The organism is Candidatus Acidiferrales bacterium (genome assembly GCA_035515795.1).
Taxonomy (GTDB): domain Bacteria; phylum Bacteroidota; class Ignavibacteria; order Kryptoniales; family JAKASW01; genus JAKASW01.
Genome location: DATJAY010000039.1, coordinates 151625 through 170271, shown reverse-complemented (window position 1 = coordinate 170271; position 18647 = coordinate 151625). Strand labels below are relative to the sequence as shown.

Here is an 18647-nt window from a genome sequence, read left to right as displayed (position 1 = left end):
CTTTACTGTCTTAATCGTTTATTCATTTTATCGCTCGCGCTTTTTGATCTGTTCACCGCCACGGCATCGAGAATGAGTCCCTTCAGCGCTTCCTCATCCACCGTGTCACCTTCGTGAAAGTCGATGGCACGGACCGTTTTGCTTTCCAGACGAGTATTGAAAAGCTTCTTCGGATCCTTCACCTGAGCACCTTTGGGAAATGTCAATCTCACGGCGTTCTTGAGCGTGTCTGCTACGCATATTATTCCGTCATGAGACCAAACAGGTATACCAGAAGGTTTGGATGGTTTTTTCCACTTCACCTCTTCTACGATGGCAGAGTCTGCCTTTTTGATCAAAGCCCGCAGCTGCGACAGCTTCTTCCCCCGCCAGTCACCCGGCTCTTTGATTATAGCATCTATCTGTTGAGATGCAGACTTCTCTTTCGTGGAAAGACTAGTACTTGTTTTCACATCGAGCCTACTGCTTTCTTCACGAGCGCGGCGATCTTTGCCTCTTCGGTAGCGGTCAACTTGATCATTGCAAAGGAGGTCGTCCACATATTGCCTTCGTCAAGTTTAGCATCGGGTAGAAAGCCGAACGTTGCATATCTCGCGTTAAACTTACTTGCAGCTTGAAAGAAGCAAATGACTTTTCCGTCCGCGTTGGCATAGGCGGGCATCCCATACCAGGTTTTCGCCGAAAGAACCGGCGCGCTTTCTTTGATGATTGCGTGGATGCGTTTTGCCAAGATATGATCCGACCCCTTCATCTCGGCGATCTTCTCAAGCACGGCTTTTTCCGCCTCTTCCTTGCTCGCAGCCGCCTTTCTTTCTTTGAGGGTCTCCTTCATGACCGCAATTTCTTCAGACGATAATCCCTCGTAGGCCTTGCCGCTTGCAATGGTGCGTTTGGCTGACTTTTGTGCTTTCTTTTCTGGGCTCATAGAAATCTCCTCATAATAACTCAAAGCTCTCAACGCCGAGATGGAGTTGTACTCCCGAAGTGATGCCGTTCAGGATTGGAACCCCTTCACGGCGCAGTTGTGATTCCTTGCGGACATTCGGACTTTCAAAATCAACCCACCGCCTTCTTCACGAGCGAGGCGATCCGAGCCTCGTCTTCGGAGATCAACTCGGGCAGAGCGTAGGCGACAGGCCACATTGAACCCTGGTCCAAGCTCGCTGAGTCGTTGAAGCCGAACATCGCGTACCTTTCTTTGAACTTCTGCCGGTCGCGGAAGTAGCAGATGATCTTTCCGTCCCCGTTGGTGTAAGCGGGCATTCCGTACCATGTTTTCGCAGATAGGCCGCTGGCTTTGATGATTGCATGGAGTCGCTTCGCCATGGTACGGTCGGGTTCCTTCATCTTTCCAATCGCCGTGAGTGCGGCGCTCTCCCCTTCCTCCCTATCCTTATTCGCGCGCGCTTCCGCTTTGAGCTCTTTGGCACGAGCCTTCATTGCGGCTCGTTCCTCGTCAGAAAATCCCTTGGACTTCTTTTTTGTTGACTTCAGCTTTTCATTACTGGGGGTCATGTAAATCTCCTCATATGATTTAATGTTTCAAATTACGTATATGCCCGCAAAGTGGCACCTACGCTCGTGCAAATCACTTCACGCCCAAAATCGATCCAATCGCTATGCTCATGAGCAGGCTTTGTGTCAGTTGGCCAGTGTTGCTCAATCGTGGCGGGTCGACGGCTGCGCCGGCATTCTACGCTGGCGCGAGAGGCAGAACCACGCCTTGGGCGACTCACCTCGCGTGTGGAAAGCGTCGGCGCGGAGTTCGACGATCTCCAGCACCGGCTCGATTGCCGCCACCACCTCAAGAGCACTGCGTCGGCGCGGGCCCACTTCGCGCGCCGGGCCTTCAGTGCTTCCGATGAGACTCAGCCACATTCCTTCCGGCTTAAGCAGACCGGCTACGTGCGCGGCGAAGCGAGTGCGATCTTCGGCTTCGTCGAAGGTGTGGAAGCAGCCGCGGTCGAAAACGAAATCAAACTGTCCCTGCGGCGGCGCGGCGAGAAAGTCCATGGTCTCGAACCGACATCCCATCGTCCTGCCCTGTTTGGCGCGTGCCTTATCCACGGCAAGCGGCGCCACGTCTATGCCGAGGACATCGAACCTGCGTCCTGCCAGCCACAGGGCGTTGGTCCCCGTTCCACATCCTACCTCGAGCGTTAGCCCGGGTCTGACACGCCCGGACTCTACAAACGACGTCAAGAGTGGATCCGGCTTGCCGGTGTCCCATGGCACAAAGTCTTGAGCGTAACTGTCGTTCCAATCGGGGTGGTGCGTATGCCGCGGGTTTCCTTTTCGTTGACGTAAGGAGACTGCGGTGCCGCCGGAGTAATCAATGCGTCGTGTCATTTTGTGCCATGTATGTTGCCGTTATCGAATCCATTTTTGTAATTTCCCTGACCTCGACGATGCCTCCAATCTCAAGTACTGGGCATCCATTAGCTATCTGAATTGCGCCTTCGTATGTATATGCTTTACAGATAAGATAACCACCGACAATTTCTTTGCCTTCCATGAACGGTCCATCCGTCACCGCCTTGTTCTTTCCTGCAACCTTTTTCCCACCTTGAGTCAGCGGTTGTGCAATTACAAAGTTTTCTTTCGACTCCAAATCCTTCATCCATTTTTTCCACTTTTCCATGTGACTTAAAAACTCCTTCGGAGACTGCTGAACGATTCTGTCGTATCCGCCTCTAAACAACAAAAGGTATTCTTTCATCTTTTCCTCACAATTCTCCTATCATGGCTGACTATCTCTTTCTATTGTTCCTGGACGCTTTCGCCCTCTTATTGAATTCGAGCGCGAGGCCTATCCAATAGTCGAAGTCTCTCTTACTTTTTATCGCATCTTCATCGACGTAAACGAATCCCCTATACTCACGCCCTTTCATAATGACGGGACTACATCCACTCCTTCTAAGCACTGACTCATAAACTGACGGATCTATACGGCACATTATCTTATTGTCGCCAGCGCTCACGCACATCTTGCCGTTAACCATGAAGGTGACTCCGCGAAACATTCTCTTCTCTTCAACTTTTCTCACGTGTGCCAGCGCTTCTCTAACACGCATAGTAAGCTCTTCATTACATGCCACGGTTACTCCCGTTAATCAGCCATGAACATTTTGAAATCCTCGGTATCGAAAAATATTGTTGAGGCGGCGATCTTGTCGCCGTCGATCTTCAAGATTTCAACAACGTCCTTGGTCGAAGTGTTCCCCTTTGGTGACATAAGATCGTACGCGACCACCACGCAAGCCTTGTCTCCATCAATGATCATCTCTTTCACATTTGAATCGGTGACGGCACGAAGAAACCTGCCGGTAATTTCCACGTAGCTCGATTTGTCCTTTGTCGTCTGCTTCCCCATGGTGAACAGCATATCATCGGAGATTACTGACTCCCACCCGTTTTTCTTCTTGACGCCGTCGTAATACCTCGTGACGGTTTTTCTGGTCGATGCCTTGCTCATCCTCCTAAGTCCTCCTTTAATTTCATTGTACTCATACTATTCATAGTGTTGCCTAATTCGCCTTTTGCCGTAGGAAATAGGACCCCAAGCGTACGGCTTCGCGGGCGAAGTGCCCATGAAATGAGCATGATGACGGCGATAAGAAGTATCGTGGTTGCCCAATGGCTTACGATCTTCGCTCTCATCTGTCCGCCTTTTTCTTTTTTGAGATGTCACAAAGCATGTCTGAATGTATGTTCAGGCCGATGTTGGTCAGGTTGTAGAGATGCTCGCTTGCGACGAGCCACATGATTTCGCAGATCTCTCGTTCCGAATAATATTTTGCCATACGAGCAAAGAGTTCCGGATCGGCATTCTTGTTCTTTGTCAGCTCGGTCACGTAATCCAGCGTAGCTCGCTCCGCGTCGGTGAAGAGCGAGCTCGTCTTGTATTCGTCCAGGGCGTCGAACTTCTCTATGTTCATCGATTTCTGAATCATGTAATATCGGCTGATGTCCATGCAGAAAAGGCAGACGTTGATTCTTGCCACTTGTTGGCGTATAAGCATAGCGGTCTCTTCAGGCAGGGCCAGCTTCTTGTCCAACTTCGATACCTTTCCATAGAACATCCCAAACGCAATAGGCAATCGGACGGAACCTACGCTGAGTGGTGTCATGACTTTACCAAATTGTTTCCGAGTGAAGTAATACACCATCTTCATGAGTATATTCTTAGGCTTCTCCACTGGAAGGAGAAACGGTTCATCCGCGCTAACGGTGTTTACTTTCTTTAGATAACTATTTGCTATTTGCGTATTCATAATGTCACCTCTGATATTTTGTTACTAACCTTGACTGGTTTGTCTAGTTAACCATTGTTTCTCTGACTTCGACGCTTCCGCCGAGATCAAAAATCGGACAGCCTCTCGCGAGCTCAACAGCATCATCAAGACTTTTGGCTTTAATCATCTGGTATCCGCCGATGACTTCTTTTCCTTCGGAATACGGACCGTCAATGGCTTCCTTTTTTGCGCTGGTGAGCACCCTGCCTCCGGGCGTCAGGCGCTGACCGGTGACAAGCCTTTTCTCCTTTTCGAGCCCGCCAAGCCATCTCTGCCATTTCATCATCTGATTTTGAAGTTGTTCAGGTGATACTGACTTGAGGTCAATTCCGCTTCTAAATAGCAACAAATAATCCTTCATCTTGTTTCCTCTTTTCTCTAATTCAATCTTAAACGCCTGCGGCTCCAATTACGAGTTTTTGTGGAAGGCGCTCCGTATATTTTCCGAACTCTACCATAACAACGAATGGACTCAGGAAATTTGGACGTGTAAATTCAAAAACTTTTTGCCTGCCGTACATAGAAATCTCATTGTCCAACACAATAAATAGTAGAGCTGCATAATTTCGGTTCAAATCTGGAGAAATTTAGAGAGATGAATATATAGAGGACGATTCTCCGCTGGAGACGTGAGTTATGTATGGAAATTGACAAGCTGACGGTGGGGAACCTTTAGAGAACATCGCCCCCATTCCCTCTCCCGTGAAGGAGAGGGACGCAGAGTGAGCTAGGTTTTCTTGCTTAATCCATTGAAGGCTTTGGATTCTTCCCCTTCATCATCATCTTCTTGTTCATCATGGTCGAATCCTTTTTCGAAGATTTCATCTTCATGTTCTTTGAAGACTTCTTCATCTTCATTCTCTTCATCGATGATTTCTTCATGCTCTTGTTCATCATCGAAGTATCCGATTTTGTCATTGCAGGTTTCATTTGCTTCATCTCCTGCGCGAGCGTTGTCCCGGTCATCATGACCAACACTGCCAGAATGAACGCGCCTATCTTTTTCATTTTGTATCTCCTCTTTTGTTTTTATTCGGTAAAATTCATTTCGTAGTATCCGGCACGAATATCAATGCGGCCGAGTTTATGCAGTAACGCTTTCCTGTCGGTGGTGGACCATCATCGAACACGTGACCGAGATGACTTCCACTCTTGTCTAACACTTCAATTCGCGGTTCTCCGGGAAGGCTGTAATCCCACCGAAGAACAACAGCGTCCGGTTTGATAGGTGCCCAGAAGCTCGGCCATCCCGTGCCGGAATTAAACTTCTGATTTGAGTTGAACACGGGTTCGCGCGTCGCACCACTGAGATAGATTCCTTTGCCAAACTCGTGATCCAGAGCTCCCGTGAAGGGAGCCTCCGTGCCGGCTTCTCTCAAAATGTAGTACTGCACAGGAGTAAGGATCTTCTTCCATTGCGAATCTGTCTTGAACTTCGTGCTGTCGAAGGATCCCGAAAGGATTCTTCCGTTACCCGAAACCGGACCTGACTCAGAGGTGTGTGGATGACGGTACAGCATTATTCCAAGTACTCCAAGAACCACAACCAGTGATGCAAACGGCAACTTCTTTTTCATATTTTCTCTCCTCATTTTCACCCAAATGTAAATGCGAATGCTTCGATTCCCGGCGTCTCGAACCGGAGATGGAGGACATGATGGCCCGCCTTTCCTCTAAGGTTTATCAAGTTGTAGAGTCTGTCGGCGTCTACCGTTACTTCTCCATCATTAGTATCTGCGCCGGCATTCGAATCGTCGACCGGTCTACCGTCCAATAACACCTTAACTCTCGCCATGGAACCTGCGTTTCCTGGACGAAGGACAAGAAATACCTTGTCGGCGAAGAAATCATAATCGAGCACCGCATCCTTTCCTGCGACCGCAAATTCTTTCTCGACGTTCCAGTTCCCTCCGAAGCTGAAAGAATCTCGGCGTAGATTATCTGCCAGCGTAAACTTCTTATCTACGGTACCGGTATTCCCACCATCATAGTAATACTCCATTCGTCCAGCGCCCAAATAGGTTTCCGGTGACTGGACGCCCGTCGGGGTTTGGTCTGGCAGATCGTCCGTAGTTTCTGAAATGGGTTGACCGTTCTCCTTCAAGAGCGTTCTTATCGCCATCTCCATTTCATCGTACTGACCTTCACCGAAATGTGTCCTCCTGATATTTCCAGAGGCATCGACAAGGTACTCGGCGGGCCAATATTCGTTGTTATAGTTGTTCCAGGTTGAGTAATCGTTATCCTGTGCGACGGGATAATGAATATTGTACATCTTTATCGCATCCTGGACGTTGTTCGTATTGTGCTCGAACTGGAACTCGGGCGTATGTACTCCGACAACGACGAACCCTCTGTCTTTATATTTATCGTACCATGATATCACGTGCGGAAGGGTGCGGATGCAGTTGATACAGGTGTATGTCCAGAAATCGACGAGGACTACTTTGCCCTTCAGGTCCTTTATCGATAATGGCGAATCTGTGTTCAGCCATCCTGTAATGCCGACAAAATCCGGGGCCGGAGTGTTTGCGTTGAAATAAGATGCGTTCTCGGTTGAGCGGACTGGTGCCGCCGAAGCAGGATCGTCGTTTGCCGATTTGTTCCCTTTCAGGAGGTCGAGCTGATCAGAAACCGTTTTGCTGCTCTCGAATTGGTTTAGGGCTGCGCCAATTTGTGGGAATTCATTCAAGAGTTTTGTTTCGATCAGCCTGTCGTAATTCGTATAAATTCCAACCGCAGTGAGAATCATCACTATACCGAACAGCTGTTGTATCCTGCCCGTGTAGCGAGAAAGAAAACGCGTCCGCGTAACCACTTGTCGTCCACCATAGGCAAAAATGAACAGAGGGATCCCCACGCCAGCGACATAAGCGAGAGTGACAAGTACAACGCTGATGGTTACCTTTCCCGTGGCCGCGAGCGCTGCAATTGCTGCTAGAATTGGCCCTGCGCACGGCGACCAAACAACCCCAAGTGACATCCCGGCGATGAAGCCCGCCACAAATCCGCTCCCCTGCCTCGACCCTTGTCCGAGCAATCCGCTGATCCTGCTGATGAGACCTTCCACAAACCTTGACAGCGCCGGGATTACCATCGACAATCCTAAAATTCCGATAATTATGATCGCGACAAATCGCAGGAAGTCCGGGTCGAAATGAAACGCTTTCACCAAATAGGAAATAGCAAGTGTGAAGAAAGCAAAGCTAAGCATAATGCCGAGCGTGATGCCAAGAGGCTTCCGATGCCCCTCACCTGCGATAGACGACGAAAGGACTATGGGTAGGATCGGCCAGATACACGGCGCAAGAATTGTCACGAGTCCGGCAAGAAACGCGAATCCAAGTAGTACAAGCATTTTGTATCCTCATCTTTATAATTCTGTATCATTGAACGAAATCATTGACTGCATAGGATTTGACGTAGAATAAAACAAAACCTTACACGAAATCGTTGCCGGAAAAACCAAAGATATTTTTCCGAAAAAGGCCGCGATTTTCATATCGAGAATTCACTTTGGCAGGCATCCTACCAACACTAATTCTCTTTGTTTTTTTGATATGACGATTTTAAATTATTTTCAACAAGGTGGCTCAATCTCAAGACAGCTTAGATTAGACATGCGGAAAACTAAATGATTATTCCCACCAGATTGGATTTCAAGTACGTCTTCGCGCCGGTAGCAAACGCCATCATCATCGGGATTACCATCACATTCTTCATTTTTGAAATTACGGGCGCTCTTCCCTATTCCGTATTCAACGAGATGGTGCTGCGGGATATGAACCCGATGGGACTGATCGGAAATCTCCTTCTGCATGCCAGCTGGCTTCACCTGATCGGAAACATGCTGGTCCTCTGGGTGTTTGGGAATGCAGTTAATTCCGTCGTGGGCAACAAATGGTATCCGGTGATCTATGTCGGACTCGGCATTGCCGCATCCATGGCACACCTTGCTCTCAGCGACGGAAGCGCCGTGGGTGCGAGCGGGGCGATTAATGGCATCGTAGGAATGTCGCTGGTACTTTTTCCGGGAGTTCCACTGAAAATTCTGCTCTTTGTTTGGCTAGCACCCATCAGATTGTCGCCGCGAAGTTTTTGGACAATCCTGATGTGGCTTGTCTTTGACTTCATCGGAGTTGCGGCGGGCGGCGACCACATAGCACATTGGGCACATCTCGGCGGATTCTTCGCAGGTGTGGGACTCGGTTTCCTGTTGTTGCGGTTCCAAAAAGTAGCCAGCTATGATTCTTCAATAGTGGATTTATGGAACAGACGGAAGAGAAAATTGAATTCACCTGTGAAATATGAGTTTGACAAGCGGAACGACTACAGAGAGAATCGGATTTCAGACAAGGACGACACTCAGCTGGATTATCTTGTGAAGGCATACGAAAAAGGAATTCCGTTAGATCCACAATCTCAACCCGATCGGGTCGACAATCCTGAGTCGGTCAAATCATACGAAAATAAAGGTACGATCCCAACCCGCGAGAATTCTTCTGCAGGTCCGGCACTAAATGTTCCCGTCGTTCCAAAACTGAGATTACTCCGCGCGCACAGAAATCAAAAGGACCTTTCTATTTATTTTGTAAACGAGGGTGATGAGATCAAAAATGTCGGAATAAGCTCGCCGCAGATCACATCGATCGAGTATTACCCGAAAGAGATGCTGAAGAAAAAAGATACTGGGTGGGCGGCCATGCGCTGTGACGCCGGCGACGTGCCTCATAATCCTTCAATTATACTGACCTACAGTGATAATGGGACATCCTCCAGCAAGGAATACTCCCTTGATGAAGAAAACAACAAGATGACGGAAGCAAACAAATAAAAAGCACATCGTCTACTCGTTTCGACGATTTAACCCTATGGCGTCAAGCTCTTCTTGAATCTTCCGTTTTTCTTCTTCCGTTAAGCTCTCCTCAGATACGAGTCTCCTTGCTTCCTTCGAAATAATTTTGGTTTGCTCAAGGAACCGTCGGCAAAACTCGCATATAATCAGGTGAACAAACAATTGGATCCTCTCGCTTAGAGTCAGTGCACGCTCCTCACGCTTGGAAATCAAATATGTCGCCTGTGTGCAGGGAATGATTTCCATAGTTGCCTTCAGGACTCGATCCAGTTCTTTTCGATACAGCGTCTCAGCATAAGTTTCGCTCTGTGCATGATCACCCAATAGTTAGACGCAGAAACAGATAATCTCTTACAAATCTCATCGGACTCAAGCTCCTCCAGATACTTCATCGAAAACACAGCGCGACACTGTACGGTGAGCCTCACCAGACAACGCTGCAGTATCTCATGAAATTCCTTCGATCCATAGTCGTCGTGACCGCTTCCGGTCCAGCTTATCGGTCTTGCCGACTCGTTCCATTCGCCTTCCTTGTCGAAGTAGTCACCGAGATTGAACGATTCATCCAGATCCTCAAACGAAACGATTTTATCCGTTGATGACCTACGATAATGGTCGATGATTTTATTCTTCAATATGGTGAAGAGCCAGGTTTTCTCGGCACTGTCGCCTCTGAACGAGGAGACGTTTTGAAGACCTGAAAGTAACGTATCCTGGACTAGGTCTCTAGCAGTCTCCCTGTCGTTCACCCTGACGATTGCATACCTAAACAAAGAATCGGAGAAATTCTCGACCCACCTCTGGGGCGCGGCTTTTTCCTTCCATGACATAGTCTATGATAAGATAATTCAGCGTTTATCGCAAGCGAATATCCGCCTGCACAATCCTCAGCTCACACCGCCGGCTTAATCTCGTAAGACATCGCCTTCAGCCACATGATCCGCTTGCTTATCGGAGGATGGCTGGCAAACAAATCTGCAGCACGTCCTTCCTTCGCATTCATTTTCCTTCCCAGCGGATCCACAATACAAAGGTGGGCGGCTCCGTGCTTGATCGATTCAGTCGGAGCTGAAGCATCCTCCAATTTCTGCAGGGCACTCGCCAGTGCAAGTGGATTTCGCGTCAGCTCTGCGCCCGACGCGTCCGCAAAATACTCACGCTTTCGTGAAACAGCCATGGCCATGATCTGACTGATGAGCGGCGCAAGGATTACACCGACAAGCCACAGTACGATCAAGATCAATGCAATTGCCCCGCCCGCACTCCCGCCGGAGCTGCGTGAACGGCGACGACCGCCTCCCCAAAACATTCCGCGTCTTGCCCAATCGGAAAGCAAAAGGATCGCACCTATCATTGCCGCAATCACGGTCATTAACCTGACATCATAATTCCGGATGTGACTCATCTCGTGAGCAATTACACCTTGAAGCTCGTCCCGATTTAATGTATCGAGAAGCCCCTGCGTGACTGCGATCGCGCTGTTCTGCGGATCTTTGCCGGTCGCGAATGCATTCGGATCAGAATCGGGCACAATGAAAACCTGTGGACGCGGCAGTCCCGCGGCAATACTCATTTCCTCCACTATATTCAGAAGTTGCTTCTGTGCGGGATTGTTCGGATCCGCGGGAACTGCATTAGTGGATCTCAACACAGCGCTTGAGCCCCCCTTAAGACTCCAAACGGCCGAGAACGATCCAAAACCGAGAGCGATGACAGTACCGATGGGAAGAAAAAACTCGCTGTCTATCGTTCCAAGGTAAAAAGCATCGAAGCCGAATCCGAGGAACCCGAGGAACAGTATGAAACAGACCATCAGAGCAAGCGTTACATGCTTGTTGTGCGCCTGTTGTTCGTAAATGTTTCTAAAGTCTTCCACGACAAATGTCAGAAGGCTCTTGGCTCAGGACTGTTTCCTCAACGACAGATCGACTTTCGGAGTCTCGCGTTCGGTTACTTCCTTGATCTCAAAAAGTTCCGCAGCTGTAAAATTAAAAATCGATGCGATGATACTTCCCGGGAAAACCTGCTCTGCTATGTTGAACTTCGTCGCAATATCGTTGTAGAATTGTCTGGCGAAAGAAATCTTGTTCTCCGTACTGGTCAGCTCCTCCTGAAGCTGCTTCACGTTCTCGTTGGCTTTCAAATTAGGATAGTTCTCTACGAGTGCAAACAATTTGTTCAGGGCGCCTGAAAGTATGTCCTCTTTTCCTGCCGAGTCGGCAATTCCCTTTGCGGAGGCGGCAGCATTACGCGCTTCGATTACTTTCTGGAGTGTATCCTGCTCGAATTCCATTTCTCCTTTGACCGACTGTACTAAATTAGGAATCAAGTCATGTCTTCGCTTCAACTGGACATCGATCTGCTTCCAGCCGTTGGTGACCTGGTTGCGGAGCGTAACGAGTCCGTTGTATTTCGCTATCGCCCACAAGGGGATGAGAATTATAATGGCAACGAGAATATAAACAACAAACATGTAAAGCCTCCTTTCACAAATATGTCGGCATAAAGTAAGAGTTGAAAAGTCGCGATGCAAGCTATTTGCAACGCGAATGTCTCCGTGTTATTTTTTTGCCCAATCATCCAAACGCTTCTTGAACTCGACATCTCCTATCTTTTGCTTTCCGAAATCTCCAGACTCCATCCTTTGTCTGAGCGCTTCATAAATGGTTATCGCACACGCAACCGAGACATTTAAGCTTTGCACCATTCCGAACATCGGTACTTGAAAGCGAATGTCAGCGGATGAAGCCGCTTCCTCTGATACTCCACGGTGCTCATTGCCGAAAACTAAAGCGATTTGTTTTCGCAAATCCAGTTCATAAAGAGAGATCGAGCCTGACCCGGAGCGTGCAAGCCTGGGTCCGATATCCACGACGCTCGCTGCTACAAGAAAGCCATTCCCTTTTAGGTAGCCATAGCAATCCTGGACCGACCTGAACTTCTGGTTTTCAACCCATTTGTGGGCGCTCGCCGAACTCTTTTTCCCGATCTTTGGAAATTTCTCTTCAGTATAGAGAAGATTTACACGTCTGATTCCGACGGCATCACATGTCCTCATGATCGCGCTCACATTATGCGGGTCATGGATGTTCTCAAGCACTATGGTCAGATCGGGTTGAGTATGTTTCAGCGCCATGGAAAGCCTGTCGATACGCCGCTGCGTCCTCACTCTTTGTATGCCTCCAACAATATAACTGCAGCCACCACCAGAACTCCCCCGGCAATCTGCATCCAATGGAGGCTCTCCCCTAGAAAGGCAAACGCCGTCCCGATTGCGATCACCGGCTCCAATGTAGAAACGATAATTGCGGTCGAAGGTCTGAGCCGTCTCAAACCTCTGAAATAAAAAATATAAGGAAGAAGTGCTGATACAAAAGAGAACGCAATCAACGTCATGGCCATGTTCACGCCGGGAATTCGTATTCCGGGATTGGCAAAGACATCCAGGACAATCCAGAACACGCTCGCGCTGATCACGGTGTAGGTCAACACAGTCCAAACTGAATAATGTTTGTTCGCAATTTTTGCATATATGTTGAAAAATGCAAAACAGAATGCCGACAGGATGCCGAAACAAATTCCGAGGACAGTTATTCTCACATCATGCCTTATTAGACCGAGCATGATGGCACAGCCGGTGAATGAGAGGATGATTGCCGCCGTTTTGATTCCGCTGATTTTCTCATGCTTGGTCACAACCGCATAAAGCGCTACCAGAACCGGAGCTGTATATTGCATCAGAATTGCAGCCGCAACGCTCGTCTCCTTTATCGCAGCATAATATGTGTAGTTAGAGCCTGCGACACCAATTATTCCAAGAAGTGCAAAGTCATTAAGATCTGCAGATTTCACTTTCAGCAATTGCGGGCGAGTACAAAGAAGAACAAAAGTAAGGACTATTGCCGCTATTATGACTCTCGATTCTACTACGAGAAGCGGCGAGATGTTTTGTTGAAACAAAGACTTCGCCACAGTTGCTGAAGAACCCCATAGCGAAGCGGCAGCAAAAATGTTTAGATAACCGCTGAAACGATTTTTGGGAGACGGATCGGTCAATTCTTAATCGAATATCATTTCGGGCTTTGTCCCCACTTCAAAACTTCAATCTTCACTTTCGTTGTGCCATCTTGTATCATCCCAATTTCCCTCGCCGCCCCTTCGGATAGATCGATGATTCTCGATTTGTCAAAGGGCCCCCGATCGTTGACTGTAACCGTGACATCCTTCCCATTGGTCAAATTAGTCACACGTAGAATTGTTCCAAAAGGGAATTCACGGTGAGCAGCAGTCAACCCATCTTTGTCAAAAATTTCTCCGCTTGCGGTCTTCTTCTTATCGAAACCATAAGAATAGAAAGATGCCACCCCTTCGACGGTCAGCAGCGCTTTCCCTGGCGCGATCGAAGTAGACGTGGATTTCGAAATGTTTTCGGTCGATGTACCGTTTTCTTTTCCAGTATTCGTAAAGCGTGCCGCCGCAGAGCAGCCGACAAAATATAGTACTGACATGAGCACGACACAGTTAACTGCCCTAGTCACAGCAGATCCTGCCTCCCTTGCTTTCTCAATATATCGACGACGTCCTTTACACTCTGCGACTTCCCTTTTTTACATATCAGAATCGAATCCTTAGTCTCCACGACAACTAAATCTTCCGCCTCGACGATCGTTACGACCTTATCATCAGCCCAGACAAGATTGTTTCTGCTTCGAACACTTACAACATTTCCTTTGAATGCATTACCGCTGCTGTCCACGTCGCTCAACCTGTAGATTTCATCCCATGATCCGACGTCGCTCCATGAGAAATTACTCGGGATCGTCAGAACGTTATCGGATTTTTCCATGACAGCATAGTCGATTGAGATTGATTTAACACGCGAATAAAAATCGTTTACAACGGCTGCAAAACTGGCTTGCCCATAACTCTCCTTCATCTGAGGGTCGAAATCAGAAAAATGTTCCAGGTTCTTTTTCAGCTCCTCTAGGATCACGTCGATACGCCAGATGAACATTCCGCTGTTCCATAGGTAGTCGCCGCTTTCAAGAAATTTTACCGCCGTGGCACTGTCAGGCTTTTCTTTGAATGCGATTACCCTGTGCCCCCCATGCACCGTAATGTCGCTGTTCTCTTCGTTTTTATTGAACTGAATATAACCATAACCGGTTTCAGGATATGTCGGCCTTATTCCTATCGTGACAAGTGCCCGATGTTTTTCAGCCAGACGAATCGCTTCCTTCATCTGGTTTATATAATTTTCTTCTTGAGAGATCAAATGATCGGAAGGAAGGACGACCATGACCGCATTATCGGTTATGGATGAAATCGCAGACGCGGCTGCAGCTATGCAGGGAGCGGTGCTGCGCCCGACCGGCTCTCCGATAATATTTCGTTTCGGAATCTCGGTAATTTGTTCCGCGGCCACCGAGCAATGAATTTGATTCGTGACCACAAAAATATTCTGCGGCGGCACGATCTTGGAAATTCTATCATATGCGCGCTGGTATAATGTTCGACTTCCGAAGATGTTTTGGAATTGTTTAGGCGTCGCTTCCCTGCTTTTCGGCCAAATTCGCGACCCAATGCCTCCGGCCATTATCAGTGCAAAGACTTTCATGTTCCTCTTCAGTCCATGTTTGATTCATTATGGTACAATCGTGGCACACGATTATTAATCATACACAATACCTCATAAGGAATAGTTCCCAATTTCGACGCAATATCCCATGCGGAAATTCCCAGACCGCAGTCCTTTCCTATCAAAGTTACTCCGTCTCCGACCTGTACTTTCGGATCGTTCTCCAAATCGACCATCAAGTGATCCATGGTGATGGTCCCGACTATCCGATACATCTTCCCATTTATGAGGACCGATGCTTTTCCCGACAATAGTCTCGTGAATCCGTCTCCGTAGCCTATCGGCACTACCGCGATGCGTGTCGGCCCCTTCGTGAAATATTTTCTTCCATAACTTACGCTCATTCCCCCCTTGAAAGTTTTTATCTGTACCACGTTTGACTTCAGGGACAGTGCGGGCTTTATGTCGATGGACTCGGAAGTTTCAAGAGACGGATAATAACCATATGTCATTATGCCGGGCCTGACCATATCAAAGTAGCTGCCCGGGATATCCATGATAGCGCCGCTATTGGCAATGTGGAAAATGCAATCCAGGCCGATATCTTTGGCCGCAGTAACGATATTCTTAAAGGCCGACAACTGATGCCGCGCGAATTCTTTGTTCGATTCGTCGGAAGTGGCAAAATGCGAATAAATGCCGGCGATGGAAAGCGAATCGAGATCGGCAATCGCTCTGATCGCTTCGACGGCAACTTCCGGGAAAAAACCGATCCGTCCCATTCCGGTATCGATCTTAATCTGCACTTTTGTTTTTTTTCCCGCCACCTTCGATACGGAATTCAATGCCCGAGCAGAGTCTACGGAAGTTATGGTCGCTTCCAGATCAAACCCGACATAATCCTCAAACGATTCATCAAACGGCGGTGAGAAAACCAGTATGGGTGCGCCGGTGTGCCGTCGCAGTTCAATGCCCTCTTCCGCCAGCGCGACGCCAAGGTAGCTTGCGCCCGACTCCAGTGCAGCTTTAGAAGCCTCGACAATCCCATGTCCGTAGGCGTTTGCTTTCATCACCCCAAGAACACGCACATTCCCAACTTTCCGGACAACCTGTTTTATGTTGTATCGAATCGCTGAAAGGTCGACTTCAGCCCGCGTGGCTCTCATTCAAAAATATAATGAGCCTGCTAAAATTTTTCAAAGGTAATCGGCCCTTGATTTGCCCGTTTCCTGTGGATATAATTTTAGTGTAATGGTACGAATGTTTCTCTAATTTAGTCTTTTGGGAGATGGGTTATGAAGACGTTTATGTTATATGCAGTGCTGATAATTGCCGTTCCATCATTAGAGTCTGAAGCCCAGGAGACTGGACCTGATTGGTCGGTCAACGTTCATGCTTCGCCACTCCTGTTTCAAGGACAGATAAAAATTAATGAAGGCAGCTGGGTTCATAATTATTCTTTTAACACTTTCATAGGCATCGACCTGACAAGAAAATTGGGTGAGCATTTCGATGCTTCAATTTCCTTTTCCTACACAAAAGCGACTGCAAGCATCGCCCAAGCGGTATTGTTTCAGTCTGTGGAATCGTCAATACCTATGAACTCTTTTCTCACTGAATCATACGGCTCATACTTGAAACTCAGTTTTTCACCAATTGACTCAGGGATCTTCCGGCCGTATGTTTCCGCCGGGTTCGGCGTGGCATACTTTAAGCATGAGGGTAAGAGTTATGACTATTCTCAATGGGCGACTTACCCCGTTCCACCTGATACAATTTACTCCGCCCAGCGGTTAGTGGTTCCGTTCATACCGGCGGAAGCAGGAATCATTTTCAATGCGTACCAGGTTGGAGATTTCAGGGTTGGGTTTGATGTGAGCGTTCTTGCGATGTACAGCTTGAGAAAGGAAGTGAACTTCGACCAAGCAGGTGCAATGACGCAGCCCATCTCAGCAGGAATTATTACAGGAATAACAGTGGGATGGTGAAGTTCAGCCTACTTCACTTCTTTCAGCGCCGACCTCACCAGTTCCTCGACTGAGTTGGCTGCTGACGAATCATTCTTCAGAGCTTCTCTGACAGCTTTCTCGCTTTGTATTCGCGAATAACCAAGCGCCAGCAAGGCGTCCACAGCTTCGGATCGAATTTCCTCTTTGCCTTCAAGTGCTTCATGTAATACGCCTACATCCAGCTTCAAAACTTTGTCACGAAGCTCAAGCACGACCCTCTCGGCCGTCTTCTTTCCAATTCCCGGGATTGACGTCAGCGCTTGCAGATTGGAGTTGGCAATGAACCCAAATATGTCGCCCACATTCGCGGAAGAGAGGAGACTCAGTGCGGTACGCGGACCGATACCGCTGACGCTTGTCAAGAGTTTGAACAACTTCCTCTCGTCCTCGGTGGCAAACCCATACAATTGGAGGTCGTCCTCCCGAACGACTAGAATTGTGTACAGTGAGACTTCGCTGCTTTCCCTGCCGACTCGTTCGTAGGTGGACAAAGGCACATTGACTTCATACGACAGTCCGTTTACCTCGACGACCAGCATTGTCGGATTCTTCGCCGCAAGACGCCCGGTTATTCGATAAATCACGCCAGTCTTTCTCCCAGACTTTCGTGAATGACGAGATGTTTATTTCTTACGACAAATTCCTTCCAGCTCTTATAATTCCTGGTTCCCCGGCCATGGTTTTGCGAGTGGCAAATAGCGGCGGCACATGCATCTGCCTCATCTTCTCCGATTCTTTCCTTATTATCGATGTGAAGGAGATTTCTCACCATGTATTTCACTTGCTTCTTAGAAGCATTGCCGTTTCCCGTGACGGCCTGTTTGATTTTCCGCGGAGAATATTCCACGACTTCCACTCTTTTCAGCGCCGCAGCCAACACCGCGGCGCTTCGTGCGTATCCAAGTTTATATGCGCTCTGCGCATTCTTTCCATAGAAACCCGCTTCGACAGCGACCGATTGAATCCCATACTTAACAAACAGTTCCCCAAGCTCCTCAAAGAGCCTTACAAGTTTATCCGTCATTAATTTCAGGTCCGTCAGCGTGATTGTTCCATATTCAAGAACCTCACTCCTGTTCTTTTCAGCATTCAGAACCGCATAACCTGTCTTGCGGGAACCGGGATCTATGCCGAGGATGACCACCTCTCCGCCTCAGGCGGATTGATTGAGCTGTGCCATGACGCTGTCGTCGATATCGAAGTTTGCGTAAACGTTTTGGACGTCGTCATGTTCTTCTAAAGCTTCCAACAATTTCAGAACCTGCTCGGCCTCCTTTCCCTCGACCCGGACAGTGTTCTGCGGCAGCATCTGCAGAGCAGCGTTGTTGATCGGAATCTTTTTATCCTCAATCGCCTTCTTAACCGCATCGAAAGCTTCCGAGGATGTCGTGACATCATAATAGTCTTCTTCAGACTTCATGTCATCGGCGCCGGCATCAAGAATAATTCCGAGAAGATCATCCTCCTTGACCCCGGATTTCGGGACTTCGATGCTTCCCTTCTTCTGGAACATCCACGCCACCGATCCGGCTTCTGCAAGTTTCCCGTTGTTGCGGTCCAGAATATGACGGAGTTCAGCCACAGTCCGATTCTTATTGTCGGTAACAAGCTCGATCATCAGCGCGACGCCGGCCGGTCCATATCCTTCATAAGTGATCTCTTCGTAGACAGTTCCTGGAAGCTCACCCGTACCGCGTTGTATCGCCCGCTTGATGTTATCGGCGGGCATATTCGAATCCTTGGCAGTCTGAACCGCGAGGCGCAAACGGGGATTGCTGTTTACGTCGCCGCCCCCGTTTCTTGCCGCAATTGTGATTTCCTTGATGATGCGGCTGAACAGCCGGCCGCGTGCGGCATCGGTGCCTGCTTTCTTGTGCTTAATTTTTGCCCACTTATTGTGACCAGACATA

The 18647-nt window shown here is 48.4% G+C and carries 26 protein-coding genes; 2 read left to right on the top strand and 24 right to left on the bottom strand.

Going from position 1 to position 18647, the window contains the following annotated elements; genetic code table 11:
* Positions 1-2 precede the first annotated feature (2 nt).
* From VLX91_16800 to VLX91_16740, 13 genes are all read right to left on the bottom strand, one after another.
* Complete coding sequence (locus VLX91_16800; protein HUI31870.1) at positions 3-452, bottom strand: DUF1801 domain-containing protein; 450 nt, start codon at positions 450-452, stop codon at positions 3-5.
* Complete coding sequence (locus VLX91_16795; GenBank protein HUI31869.1) at positions 449-925, bottom strand: hypothetical protein; 477 nt, start codon at positions 923-925, stop codon at positions 449-451. Before VLX91_16795 ends, VLX91_16800 begins: the two co-directional genes overlap by 4 nt.
* Positions 926-1056: 131 nt before the next feature.
* Positions 1057-1515, bottom strand: a complete 459-nt coding sequence (locus tag VLX91_16790; protein HUI31868.1) for a hypothetical protein — start codon at positions 1513-1515, stop codon at positions 1057-1059.
* Positions 1516-1659: 144 nt separating this feature from the next.
* Positions 1660-2349: a class I SAM-dependent methyltransferase gene (locus VLX91_16785; GenBank protein ID HUI31867.1), complete on the bottom strand. Its 690-nt coding sequence runs from the start codon at positions 2347-2349 to the stop codon at positions 1660-1662.
* Positions 2333-2719 carry a YciI family protein gene (locus VLX91_16780; GenBank protein ID HUI31866.1) on the bottom strand — a complete coding sequence of 129 codons (387 nt, stop codon included), beginning with the start codon at positions 2717-2719 and terminating at the stop codon, positions 2333-2335. Before VLX91_16780 ends, VLX91_16785 begins: the two co-directional genes overlap by 17 nt.
* A 31-nt stretch (positions 2720-2750) precedes the next feature.
* A complete protein-coding gene (locus VLX91_16775; GenBank protein ID HUI31865.1) occupies positions 2751-3098 on the bottom strand; it encodes a TfoX/Sxy family protein in 348 nt (115 codons plus the stop codon).
* Between the two features lie 11 nt (positions 3099-3109).
* Complete coding sequence (locus tag VLX91_16770) at positions 3110-3475, bottom strand: hypothetical protein (GenBank protein HUI31864.1); 366 nt, start codon at positions 3473-3475, stop codon at positions 3110-3112.
* On the bottom strand, positions 3472-3660 hold the full coding sequence (locus VLX91_16765) for a hypothetical protein (GenBank protein ID HUI31863.1): 189 nt from the start codon (positions 3658-3660) through the stop codon (positions 3472-3474). The genes VLX91_16770 and VLX91_16765 overlap by 4 nt, the downstream gene beginning before the upstream one ends.
* Complete coding sequence (locus VLX91_16760; protein ID HUI31862.1) at positions 3657-4274, bottom strand: hypothetical protein; 618 nt, start codon at positions 4272-4274, stop codon at positions 3657-3659. The genes VLX91_16765 and VLX91_16760 overlap by 4 nt, the downstream gene beginning before the upstream one ends.
* Before the next feature lie 43 nt (positions 4275-4317).
* The gene (locus VLX91_16755; GenBank protein ID HUI31861.1) at positions 4318-4656 is read right to left on the bottom strand and encodes a YciI family protein; all 339 of its coding nucleotides are present in this window, start codon (positions 4654-4656) and stop codon (positions 4318-4320) included.
* 380 nt (positions 4657-5036) lie between these two features.
* Positions 5037-5303 carry a hypothetical protein gene (locus tag VLX91_16750; GenBank protein HUI31860.1) on the bottom strand — a complete coding sequence of 89 codons (267 nt, stop codon included), beginning with the start codon at positions 5301-5303 and terminating at the stop codon, positions 5037-5039.
* A 35-nt stretch (positions 5304-5338) separates the two neighbouring features.
* Positions 5339-5872: a peptide-methionine (R)-S-oxide reductase MsrB gene (gene msrB / locus VLX91_16745; protein ID HUI31859.1), complete on the bottom strand. Its 534-nt coding sequence runs from the start codon at positions 5870-5872 to the stop codon at positions 5339-5341.
* A 17-nt stretch (positions 5873-5889) separates the two neighbouring features.
* Positions 5890-7653 (bottom strand): cytochrome c biogenesis protein DipZ, encoded by a 1764-nt coding sequence (locus VLX91_16740; protein HUI31858.1) that lies wholly within the window; start codon positions 7651-7653, stop codon positions 5890-5892.
* A gap of 276 nt (positions 7654-7929) precedes the next feature.
* Between VLX91_16740 and VLX91_16735 the strand changes: the two genes are divergently transcribed.
* Positions 7930-9129, top strand: coding sequence for a rhomboid family intramembrane serine protease (locus VLX91_16735; protein ID HUI31857.1), 1200 nt, complete (start codon positions 7930-7932; stop codon positions 9127-9129).
* A gap of 275 nt (positions 9130-9404) precedes the next feature.
* Here the strand turns inward: VLX91_16735 and VLX91_16730 are convergent, their stop codons facing one another.
* The 8 genes from VLX91_16730 to alr all read right to left on the bottom strand — a co-directional run bounded on the left by VLX91_16730 (position 9405) and on the right by alr (position 15894).
* Entirely contained in the window at positions 9405-9980 is a 576-nt protein-coding gene (locus tag VLX91_16730) for a sigma-70 family RNA polymerase sigma factor (GenBank protein HUI31856.1), read from the bottom strand.
* 62 nt (positions 9981-10042) lie between these two features.
* Positions 10043-11026, bottom strand: a complete 984-nt coding sequence (locus tag VLX91_16725; GenBank protein ID HUI31855.1) for a M48 family metallopeptidase — start codon at positions 11024-11026, stop codon at positions 10043-10045.
* 24 nt (positions 11027-11050) lie between these two features.
* The gene (locus VLX91_16720; protein ID HUI31854.1) at positions 11051-11623 is read right to left on the bottom strand and encodes a LemA family protein; all 573 of its coding nucleotides are present in this window, start codon (positions 11621-11623) and stop codon (positions 11051-11053) included.
* An 87-nt stretch (positions 11624-11710) separates the two neighbouring features.
* A complete protein-coding gene (locus tag VLX91_16715; protein HUI31853.1) occupies positions 11711-12319 on the bottom strand; it encodes an RNA methyltransferase in 609 nt (202 codons plus the stop codon).
* Entirely contained in the window at positions 12316-13206 is an 891-nt protein-coding gene (locus tag VLX91_16710) for a DMT family transporter (GenBank protein ID HUI31852.1), read from the bottom strand. Before VLX91_16710 ends, VLX91_16715 begins: the two co-directional genes overlap by 4 nt.
* Before the next feature lie 14 nt (positions 13207-13220).
* Positions 13221-13658, bottom strand: a complete 438-nt coding sequence (locus tag VLX91_16705) for a septal ring lytic transglycosylase RlpA family protein (protein ID HUI31851.1) — start codon at positions 13656-13658, stop codon at positions 13221-13223.
* Positions 13659-13684: 26 nt separating this feature from the next.
* Positions 13685-14767: a mannose-1-phosphate guanylyltransferase gene (locus VLX91_16700; protein ID HUI31850.1), complete on the bottom strand. Its 1083-nt coding sequence runs from the start codon at positions 14765-14767 to the stop codon at positions 13685-13687.
* Positions 14768-14775: 8 nt separating this feature from the next.
* Positions 14776-15894, bottom strand: coding sequence for an alanine racemase (alr, locus tag VLX91_16695; protein HUI31849.1), 1119 nt, complete (start codon positions 15892-15894; stop codon positions 14776-14778).
* 129 nt (positions 15895-16023) lie between these two features.
* Between alr and VLX91_16690 the strand changes: the two genes are divergently transcribed.
* The gene (locus VLX91_16690) at positions 16024-16716 is read left to right on the top strand and encodes a hypothetical protein (GenBank protein ID HUI31848.1); all 693 of its coding nucleotides are present in this window, start codon (positions 16024-16026) and stop codon (positions 16714-16716) included.
* Between the two features lie 8 nt (positions 16717-16724).
* Here the strand turns inward: VLX91_16690 and ruvA are convergent, their stop codons facing one another.
* The 3 genes from ruvA to VLX91_16675 are packed head-to-tail and all read right to left on the bottom strand — an operon-like array spanning position 16725 to position 18646.
* Positions 16725-17321 carry a Holliday junction branch migration protein RuvA gene (gene ruvA, locus VLX91_16685; GenBank protein HUI31847.1) on the bottom strand — a complete coding sequence of 199 codons (597 nt, stop codon included), beginning with the start codon at positions 17319-17321 and terminating at the stop codon, positions 16725-16727.
* Entirely contained in the window at positions 17318-17881 is a 564-nt protein-coding gene (gene ruvC, locus VLX91_16680) for a crossover junction endodeoxyribonuclease RuvC (protein HUI31846.1), read from the bottom strand. Before ruvC ends, ruvA begins: the two co-directional genes overlap by 4 nt.
* Before the next feature lie 9 nt (positions 17882-17890).
* The gene (locus VLX91_16675) at positions 17891-18646 is read right to left on the bottom strand and encodes a YebC/PmpR family DNA-binding transcriptional regulator (GenBank protein ID HUI31845.1); all 756 of its coding nucleotides are present in this window, start codon (positions 18644-18646) and stop codon (positions 17891-17893) included.
* Position 18647: the final 1 nt, after the last annotated feature.